7 protein-coding genes and 1 pseudogene are annotated in these 6,389 nt (G+C 74.0%); 4 read left to right on the top strand and 4 right to left on the bottom strand.

Translation table 11 applies throughout. From position 1 onward, the window contains the following. A pseudogene (locus tag ACTIDRAF_RS0222615) lies at window positions 1-204 on the bottom strand (GNAT family N-acetyltransferase); the annotation flags it as partial. An 82-nt stretch (window positions 205-286) separates the two neighbouring features. Continuing rightward, window positions 287-1,252 carry a thiamine-phosphate kinase gene (locus ACTIDRAF_RS0222620; protein ID WP_016700987.1) on the bottom strand — a complete coding sequence of 322 codons (966 nt, stop codon included), beginning with the start codon at window positions 1,250-1,252 and terminating at the stop codon, window positions 287-289. A 103-nt stretch (window positions 1,253-1,355) separates the two neighbouring features. On the opposite strand from ACTIDRAF_RS0222620, the gene ACTIDRAF_RS0222625 reads away from it, so the two are divergent. The 3 genes from ACTIDRAF_RS0222625 to ACTIDRAF_RS32225 all read left to right on the top strand — a co-directional run bounded on the left by ACTIDRAF_RS0222625 (window position 1,356) and on the right by ACTIDRAF_RS32225 (window position 3,091). Continuing rightward, window positions 1,356-1,589, top strand: a complete 234-nt coding sequence (locus tag ACTIDRAF_RS0222625; protein WP_016700988.1) for an Lrp/AsnC family transcriptional regulator — start codon at window positions 1,356-1,358, stop codon at window positions 1,587-1,589. Between the two features lie 49 nt (window positions 1,590-1,638). Continuing rightward, a complete protein-coding gene (locus tag ACTIDRAF_RS0222630) occupies window positions 1,639-2,214 on the top strand; it encodes a DUF3515 domain-containing protein (RefSeq protein WP_157163215.1) in 576 nt (191 codons plus the stop codon). A 478-nt stretch (window positions 2,215-2,692) separates the two neighbouring features. Further along, window positions 2,693-3,091 (top strand): STAS domain-containing protein, encoded by a 399-nt coding sequence (locus ACTIDRAF_RS32225; RefSeq protein ID WP_016700990.1) that lies wholly within the window; start codon window positions 2,693-2,695, stop codon window positions 3,089-3,091. On the opposite strand, the gene ACTIDRAF_RS0222640 is transcribed toward ACTIDRAF_RS32225, so the two are convergent. After that, window positions 3,083-4,177 (bottom strand): D-alanine--D-alanine ligase family protein, encoded by a 1,095-nt coding sequence (locus ACTIDRAF_RS0222640; RefSeq protein WP_016700991.1) that lies wholly within the window; start codon window positions 4,175-4,177, stop codon window positions 3,083-3,085. The genes ACTIDRAF_RS32225 and ACTIDRAF_RS0222640 overlap by 9 nt on opposite strands. Before the next feature lie 58 nt (window positions 4,178-4,235). Further along, complete coding sequence (locus tag ACTIDRAF_RS0222645; protein WP_016700992.1) at window positions 4,236-5,636, bottom strand: aminotransferase-like domain-containing protein; 1,401 nt, start codon at window positions 5,634-5,636, stop codon at window positions 4,236-4,238. A 73-nt stretch (window positions 5,637-5,709) separates the two neighbouring features. Here ACTIDRAF_RS0222645 and ACTIDRAF_RS0222650 point away from each other — a divergent pair, with 73 nt between their 5' ends. Beyond that, window positions 5,710-6,381 (top strand): pyridoxamine 5'-phosphate oxidase family protein, encoded by a 672-nt coding sequence (locus ACTIDRAF_RS0222650; protein ID WP_016700993.1) that lies wholly within the window; start codon window positions 5,710-5,712, stop codon window positions 6,379-6,381. Window positions 6,382-6,389: the final 8 nt, after the last annotated feature.

Consider the following 6,389-nt stretch of genomic DNA (forward strand, 5'->3'; position numbering starts at 1 on the left):
CCCGCCCCCCCGCCGCCACCCCCCGCAGGCGACCGGCCGGTCGTCGAGGTACCCGACGGCGAACAGCCCGTTGGGCGGGGCGAACTGTGCCGGTTCGACCGGGGTGACGTCCTCCTCGCCGTAGCGGACCACGTACTCCTGTTGCACGGCGTTGGTCAGCGTCAGGGAGTCGGGGTGGTCGAAGGCGAGGAGGCGAAGCTGCATGCGCGTCAGCCTACGTATTCCGACACGCCGTTCACCAAGGGCGTGCGGTTGGGCGTGTCCGCCTTCCCGGCGGCCCTCGTCGTCAGCGCCAGTGCTCCCATCCGGCGGGCTGCTCGTAGGTCCGCCCGTTCACCGTCACGCCGCTTCCCTCGCGGACCGTGCCGATCACGCGCCACCCCGGCGGCAGCGCGGCCGCCGACGGGAAGGTCGCGGCGAGCGCGTGGTCCTCGCCGCCGGTCAGCACCCAGTGCAACGGATCGGACCCCAGGGCGGAGGCCACGTCGACGAGGCGTTGGTGCACCTCCATCCGCTCCGACCAGATGTCGATGGCGACCGAGGAGCTGGCCGCGATGTGCCCCAGGTCGGCCAGGAGCCCGTCGGACACGTCGATCATCGCGGTCGCGCCGGCCAGGGCCGCTTCAGGGCCGGCCTGGTAGGGAGGCTGGGGGCACCGGTGCGCTCCGACGACCGTCCCCGGCGAGCGGAAGCCGCGGCTGAGCACGGCGAGGCCGGCGGCCGACCAGCCGAGTCGCCCTCGGACGGCGACCACGTCGCCAACCCGCGCCCCCGACCGAGTGACCGGTTCCCTGCCCTGCAGGCTCCCTAAGGCGGTGACGGATATCACGATGCTCCCGGCGGAGACGACGTCACCGCCGACGACCCCCACGCCCGCCCTGCTCGCCTCCTGCCACATGCCCTCGGTCATGCGGTCGGCGATCTCCGCGGTCAGCGTGGGCGGGCACGCCAGTCCGACGAGCAGCCCCGTGGGAACGGCCCCCATCGCGGCCACGTCGGCGACGTTGACCGCCACCGCCTTCGCCCCGACCTGCTCGGGGCTGGACCAGTCCAGCCGGAAGTGCACCCCCTCGACCAGGACGTCCGTCGACGTCACCACCCGCCCGTCCGGCGCGGCGACCACGGCCGCGTCGTCGCCGGGGCCGAGCAGGGTGGTGGACGGTTGCGGCCGACCGCCGGTGATGCGCTCGATGAACCCGAACTCTCCGAGCCCGGCGACCGTGTCCGGGTTCTGCGCCGGTTCCGGCTGCACGCGGACCTCCAGAAGTCTCCAAGCCCCGACCGCGTCGACGGCTGGGGTACCTTGCTGCTCACGTTCCTACCCCGAGCACACTGACGACACGAAGGGGCACGCCGTGGTCAAGGCATACATCCTCATCCAGACCGAGGTCGGCAAGGCAGCCGCGGTGGCGGAGCAGATCGCCGGCATCCCCGGCGTGACGACCGCCGAGGACGTCACCGGCCCCTACGACGTCGTCGTGCGGGCGGAGGCGGCGAACGTGGACGAACTGGGCCAACTGGTGGTCGCCAACATCCAGAACGTCCAGGGGATCACCCGGACGCTGACGTGTCCGGTGGTCCGCCTCTGACCCGGCCCCGCCGTGGTCCCGGCCCGCTCGGCGTGCTGTCATGGATCCCATGTCGGACAGGCCGTCGAGTGGGTTCCCCCGTGCGGTGGTGGTGGTGGCCATCGCGCTGCCCGTCGCGCTGGGTGTCGGCGTCGCCGGGATCGCGATGACCGCGCCTCCCGCCGAGGAGGCCGCTGACGAGTACGACGGGCAGGGCCAGCGCCGAACCGGTCCGCTGCCGCTCTCCGCCGTCCCGGCGCCCGACGCGGACTCGGCCGAATGCGCCGCGCTCCTCGAGGAGCTCCCCGAGGAGACCGTGTCGGCCGGGCACACCCTGACCCTTCGGGAGCTGATGGAGCCCGCCCCGGCCGGCGCGATGGCCTGGGGCAACGCCGACCACGACCCGGTGGTCGTGCGGTGCGGGCTGGGCGCACCGGCCGATCTCACGCCGACCTCCGAGCTGGTGGAGGTCTCCGGGGTCCAGTGGCTGGAGATGCCGGGGGAGGGGCTGACGACCTGGGCGGCGGTGGACCGGCCGGTCGGGGTCGCCCTCACGGTGCCCGACGACACCGGGAGCGGTCCGATCCAGGACGTCTCCGAGGCCATCGCCGCCGTGCTGGAACGCGTCGACGTCGAGGTGGGGTGACCCCACCCCCTGGTCGGTTCCCCGCCCGCCGGGCGGCGGAACGTCACCACTGGTGGGCGCACCGGGCAGCACCGCCAGAGCCAGGTGGCGCGGCGCCTTCCGACCAGTGTCGGTCCCGGCCGCGGCACCGGTCCGCCGGAGCCGGGCGGTGGGAGCCGGCCGAGGCCGCTTCCGCCCCGTCCGCTGGCCCCCGGACTCGAGGCCCGACACCGGGACACCGGGGGCGCGACCGTCGGACGCCCCCCGTACGAGGGGCGCGGCCACCACGGCGACCAGCGCCGCCGCGCCCTCCGCCAACCCGCCCAGCGCGGTGCCCCGAGCCGCCGGGAACGGACAGCGGCCGTCGCCCACCGCGCGGGAACACGCCCCGACCGGGCCCCGGCCGGGTGAGGGCACGATTCGGGAAGCCCGCGAACGGGCACCTCTCCTCCAGGACGGGGTGCCACGGCCACCTCGACCGGCGTGCGAGGAGGCGGTTATGACGACGCGGCCGATGGTGGACGAGGCGGGCGGGGACACCTGGGACCTGCGGCTCCGCCACGGGCTCCGGTACGGCTGGGTCGTCGTCGAGGTCACCGGAGAACTGGACACGCCCAACGCCGAGATGTTCTGGGGATTCCTCGGCGACTGCCTGCGGAACGGGGCGACGCGCATGGTGGTCGACCTGGGCAGCGTCGACTTCGTGGGCCGCGTGGGCGTGTACGCGCTGGTGTCCACCTACCAACGGCTGAGGCGGCGCGGCGGCGAGCTGAACGTCATCTCCGATGACGCCGGCACCCTGCGCCGCTTCCACCAGGCGGGGCTCGGCACCCTCATCACGGTGTTGCCGAGCGTGCCCTGGCCGTCCGGCGGACCGCCCCCCTCACCGTCACCGTAGGCCGGTCCCCCTGGCCAGGGCGGTGTCCACGAGGACGCCGGTGAGCGTCCCGATGTCGATACCGGTGTGCTGCCACATCTTCGGGTACATCGAGATCGGGGTGAAACCGGGCATCGTGTTGATCTCGTTGACGACCAGCTCGCCCTCATCGCTGACGAAGAAGTCGACGCGGGCCAGCCCCTGGCAGTCCAGGGCGGTGAACGCGGTCACCGCCTGGTGCCGGAGCCGTTCGACGACCGCGTCGTCGAGCTTGGCGGGGATGTCGAACTCGCAGACGTCATCCAGGTACTTGGCCTCGAAGTCGTACCAGTCGACACCGTCGGCCACCATGCGGATCTCAGCCGGCAGGGACGCGCGCACCTCACCGTCGGGGAACTCCAGCACCCCGCACTCGATCTCACGGCCCCGGACCGCGGCCTCGACGATCACCTTCGGGTCGGTGCGCCGCGCCTCCGCGATGGCCGCGTCCAGCTCGGACCAGTCGGTGACCCTGGAGATGCCCAGCGACGAACCCGCCCTGGCCGGTTTCACGAAGACGGGAAGACCGAGATCGGCCCGCTGGTCCTCGGTCAGCGTCGCCTGCTGGCGGCGGAGCACGACGTACCGCCCCACCGAGAGCCCGGCCGCCCCCAGGAGCTTCTTGGTGAACTCCTTGTCCATCGCGGCGGCGCTGGCGAAAACCCCCGGCCCGACGTAGGGGACCCCGGCCATCTCCAGCAGCCCCTGGATGGTCCCGTCCTCCCCGTAGGAGCCGTGCAGTACCGGGAAGACCACATCCACCCCGGAGAGCAGCTCGCCCTCACGCCCCGGGTCGAGCCGGACGAGGTCACCGCCCGCTCCTCCCGGCAGCACCAGGGACGCGCTGGTCCCGTCCACCTCGGGCAGCGCCCGGTCCCGGATCGCCAGCTGCTCCGGGTCGTCCCCACCCAGCACCCAGCCTCCCTCGCGGGTGATGCCGACGGGAACGACCTCGAAACGATCCCGGTCCAGGTGCGCGAGCACGCTGCCCGCCGACACGCAGGAGATGGCGTGCTCGTTGCTCTGGCCGCCGAAGACGACCGCGACCCGGATCTTGCGCTGCGTCATGGTTCTGGACCCTACCGGCCGGCCGCTCCACCCACTCGGCGCAATCCGGTATTCCGCGTCACCACGCGGCGGCGACGAGGCTGGTGAGAACGGGGGTGGCCGAGGCCAGTTCCCTCGACGAGCAGGCCGCGTACCCGAGGGCGATGCCGTAGTGCCCGGCCGGCCCCTGGTGGTGTCGGCCGAGGCCGTCCAGGGCGAGGCCCGCCCGCCGTGCCGATCCGATCACCCGCTGTTCGGCGGCGGCGGACGGCAGCGGGAGCACGAGGTGCGCGCCCGCCTCATCCCCCAGCACGGGAAGGCCGGCCGAGGTGAACGCGTCGACGAGAGCGCCCCGGCGGCGGGCGAACTCCCGCCGGGTGCGACGCAGGTGCCGCCCCAGGTCTCCATGCCTCGCGAGCTCGACCAGCACGCGTTGGCCCGCCGCGGCGGGACCCACTCCGGAGCGGTCCCGGGCGTCCAGCACCGCCCGGCGCACCGAAGCCGGCGCGACCATCCACCCCACCCCGAGCGTGGGCGTGAGGATCTTGCTCGTGGTGCCGAGGTGGACGACGTGTTCCGGGGCGAGCGCCGCCAGCAGGGGCAGCGGAGCGACGTCGTAGCGCAGCTCGCCGTCGTAGTCGTCCTCGATGACGAGGAACCCGTCACGCCGCGCCCGTTCGACCAGTGCGACCCGGCGCGCCGCCGGAAGCCGCCCCCCGAGCGGGTACTGGTGCGCCGGCGAGCAGTACACGGCCCGCACCCCGGTGGGCACCCGTTCGACGAGCAGGCCGTCCCCGTCGACCGGCGCGGGCACGACGCGCAGGCCGGCGGCGAGAAGCGCCCCGACCGCCCGCTGGTACCCGGGCTCCTCGACGGCCACGACGTCCCCGGGGCGCAGCACGGCGCGGACGGTCTCGACCAGGCCCGCTGTCGTCCCCGCGGTCGCGATCACCGGGCTGTCGACCTCGTGCGCCCTCGGGACCGCCAGGCCCCGGTGCCGCAGCAGGTGTTCGGCGACCACGGCGCGGTACTCGGGGAGCCCGGCCCGCCTGGGCCGGGTCATCGGGGGGACCTCCGCCGAGGCGCGCCAGGCCCGCCGCCACGCGGCGCGGTCGATCCCCTCCGACCAGGGGGCACCGGGTGTGAGGTCGACCAGCTCCACCGCCTCCGGCTCGGCGTCGTCCACGGCTGTCTGCCGGGCGGCCCCGGTCGGGGGGCTCGTCGTGACGTAGGTGCCAGAACCGTGGCGCCCGGTGAGCCAGCCCTCGGCGTGCAGCTGTTCGTAGGCGGCCGTGGTGACCGTCCGGCTGACCCCCAGGTGGGCGGCCAACCGCCGGGTCGCCGGCAGCCGGTCCCCGGCCCGCAGCAGGCCGTCCACGGCGGCGGCCCGCAACGCGTCGGCCAGCTGCACGGCCAGCGGAGGGCCCGCCTCGCGGTCGAGGCTCACGGGGATCTCGGTCGCGGGTTCACCACGCGTCATCGCCGAAGTGGCCTTTCCAATCCGCTGATCTGTGGCCCTTCCAGGATGCCATTAAGCCTCCGACACTGGGGGCATGACCACACAACCGCTGTCCCCCACCGCTCGCAGCACCGTACGACGTGGTCGGCGGAGGTCCGTCGCCGACCGCGAGACCCTGTACTCGATCCTCGACGTCGGCCTGGTCTGCCAGCTGTCACTCGTCCTCGACGGGAGCCCGGTGGTGCTCCCCACCTGCTACGGGCGGGTGGCGGACACCCTCTACCTGCACGGCTCCACGGGCGCGGCGAGCCTGCGGGCGCTGGCCGGGGGCGCGGAGGCCTGCGTCGCGGTCACCCTGCTCGACGGCGTGGTGTACGCGCGTTCGGTCTTCCACCACTCGGTGAACTACCGGTCGGCCGTCATCCACGGCACACCGGTCCTGGTGGAGGACCCGGTCACGAAGCTGGAGGGGCTGCGCGCGGTGACCGAACGGCTCGCGCCGGGGTCGTGGGAACACGCCAGGTCTCCCACCCCGAGGGAGTTGGCCGCCACGGCGGTCCTCGCACTGGACCTCACGGAGGCAGCGGTCAAGGTCCGGGCCGCTCCGCCCGGCGACGACGAGGAGGACGTCGCGGCGGGATCCCGGTGGGCCGGGGTGCTGCCCCTGCACCAGCGCTGGGGAGATCCCGAACCCTGTCCGCTGCTCCCCGAGGGCAGCGAGGTGCCAGCCCACGTGCGGGGACGAGGCGGCCAGCCGCTGGGCTGAGGACCGGG

The organism is Actinoalloteichus spitiensis RMV-1378, from assembly GCF_000239155.1.
Classification (GTDB): Bacteria; Actinomycetota; Actinomycetes; order Mycobacteriales; family Pseudonocardiaceae; genus Actinoalloteichus_B; species Actinoalloteichus_B spitiensis.

Excerpts from the sequence above, each read along its gene's own strand:
- ACTIDRAF_RS32225 (WP_016700990.1), top strand. The coding sequence starts at position 2,693 with ATGACGACGCGGCCGATGGTGGACGAGGCGGGCGGGGACACCTGGGAC.
- ACTIDRAF_RS0222640 (WP_016700991.1), bottom strand. The coding sequence starts at position 4,177 with ATGACGCAGCGCAAGATCCGGGTCGCGGTCGTCTTCGGCGGCCAGAGC.
- ACTIDRAF_RS0222645 (WP_016700992.1), bottom strand. The coding sequence starts at position 5,636 with ATGACGCGTGGTGAACCCGCGACCGAGATCCCCGTGAGCCTCGACCGC.
- ACTIDRAF_RS0222630 (WP_157163215.1), top strand. The coding sequence starts at position 1,639 with ATGTCGGACAGGCCGTCGAGTGGGTTCCCCCGTGCGGTGGTGGTGGTG.
- ACTIDRAF_RS0222650 (WP_016700993.1), top strand. The coding sequence starts at position 5,710 with ATGACCACACAACCGCTGTCCCCCACCGCTCGCAGCACCGTACGACGT.